Origin of the sequence: Nocardia sp. NPDC058666, assembly GCF_042714895.1 — a bacterium.
In the GTDB taxonomy this organism is placed as follows: domain Bacteria; phylum Actinomycetota; class Actinomycetes; order Mycobacteriales; family Mycobacteriaceae; genus Nocardia.
The window spans coordinates 1-1,529 of sequence record NZ_JBHXRY010000071.1 but is presented as its reverse complement, the minus strand read 5'-3'; the positions used below and the strand labels follow the sequence as shown (position 1 = coordinate 1,529).

Below are 1,529 nucleotides of genomic sequence, written 5' to 3'. Positions count from 1 at the left end.
TACTATCCGCTATCGGTCACCAGGGAATATTTAGGCTTAGCGGGTGGTCCCGCCAGATTCACACGGGATTTCTCGGGCCCCGTGCTACTTGGGAGTTCTTCAAACGAGCCGTACAGATTTCGCCTACGGGGGTCTTACCCTCTACGCCGGACCTTTCGCATGTCCTTCGACTACCTGTACGGTTTCTGACTCGCCGACCGGCCGGCAGACCGGTCAAGAAAAATCCCACGACCCCATGAGCGCAACCCCTGCCGGGTCTCACACGCTCATGGTTTAGCCTCATCCGGTTTCGCTCGCCACTACTCCCGGAATCACGGTTGTTTTCTCTTCCTGCGGGTACTGAGATGTTTCACTTCCCCGCGTTCCCTCCACATACCCTATGTGTTCAGGTATGGGTGACAGCCCATGACGACTGCCGGGTTTCCCCATTCGGAAACCCCCGGATCAAAGCCTGGTTGACGGCTCCCCGGGGACTATCGTGGCCTCCCACGTCCTTCATCGGTTCCTGGTGCCAAGGCATCCACCGTGCGCCCTTAAAAACTTGGCCACAGATGCTCGCGTCCACTGTGCAGTTCTCAAACAACGACCAGACACCCACACTCAGCAGCCCGAAGACCACCTCGCATGAGACCGGCATCTCTGAAGCAACGACCTTACGGCCGTTCCCTCAGGACCCAACAACGTGCCCGACACAGTCAATCCCAGAACGCGTTCCACGCCGAAGCAGTACTAGCCCCTGGTCTCTTCCTGTGCCGAATAGTCAACGTTCCACCCATGAGCAACCGTGCAGGACATTCGCCTGCAAGCGGCATATTGCTCCTTAGAAAGGAGGTGATCCAGCCGCACCTTCCGGTACGGCTACCTTGTTACGACTTCGTCCCAATCGCTGGTCCCACCTTCGACGGCTCCTCCCCTTACGGGTTAGGCCACCGGCTTCGGGTGTTACCGACTTTCGTGACGTGACGGGCGGTGTGTACAAGGCCCGGGAACGTATTCACCGCAGCATGCTGATCTGCGATTACTAGCAACTCCAACTTCATGGGGTCGAGTTGCAGACCCCAATCCGAACTGAGGCCGGCTTTTTGGGATTCGCTCCGCCTCGCGGCATCGCAGCCCTTTGTACCGACCATTGTAGCACGTGTGCAGCCCAAGACATAAGGGGCATGATGATTTGACGTCGTCCCCACCTTCCTCCGAGTTGACCCCGGCAGTCTCCTGTGAGTCCCCATCACCCCGAAAGGCATGCTGGCAACACAGAACAAGGGTTGCGCTCGTTGCGGGACTTAACCCAACATCTCACGACACGAGCTGACGACAACCATGCACCACCTGTATACCGACCACAAGGGGGCGACTATCTCTAGCCGTTTCCGGTATATGTCAAGCCTTGGTAAGGTTCTTCGCGTTGCGTCGAATTAAGCCACATGCTCCGCTGCTTGTGCGGGCCCCCGTCAATTCCTTTGAGTTTTAGCCTTGCGGCCGTACTCCCCAGGCGGGGAACTTAATGCGTTAGCTGCGGCACCGACGAC

2 rRNA genes are annotated in these 1,529 nt (G+C 57.9%); both read right to left on the bottom strand.

Features of this window, described 5'->3' with window-relative positions:
• Positions 1-547 (bottom strand): 23S ribosomal RNA (locus ACFWVD_RS28530); the annotation flags it as partial.
• Positions 548-824: 277 nt separating this feature from the next.
• Positions 825-1,529, bottom strand: a 16S ribosomal RNA gene (locus tag ACFWVD_RS28525); the annotation flags it as partial.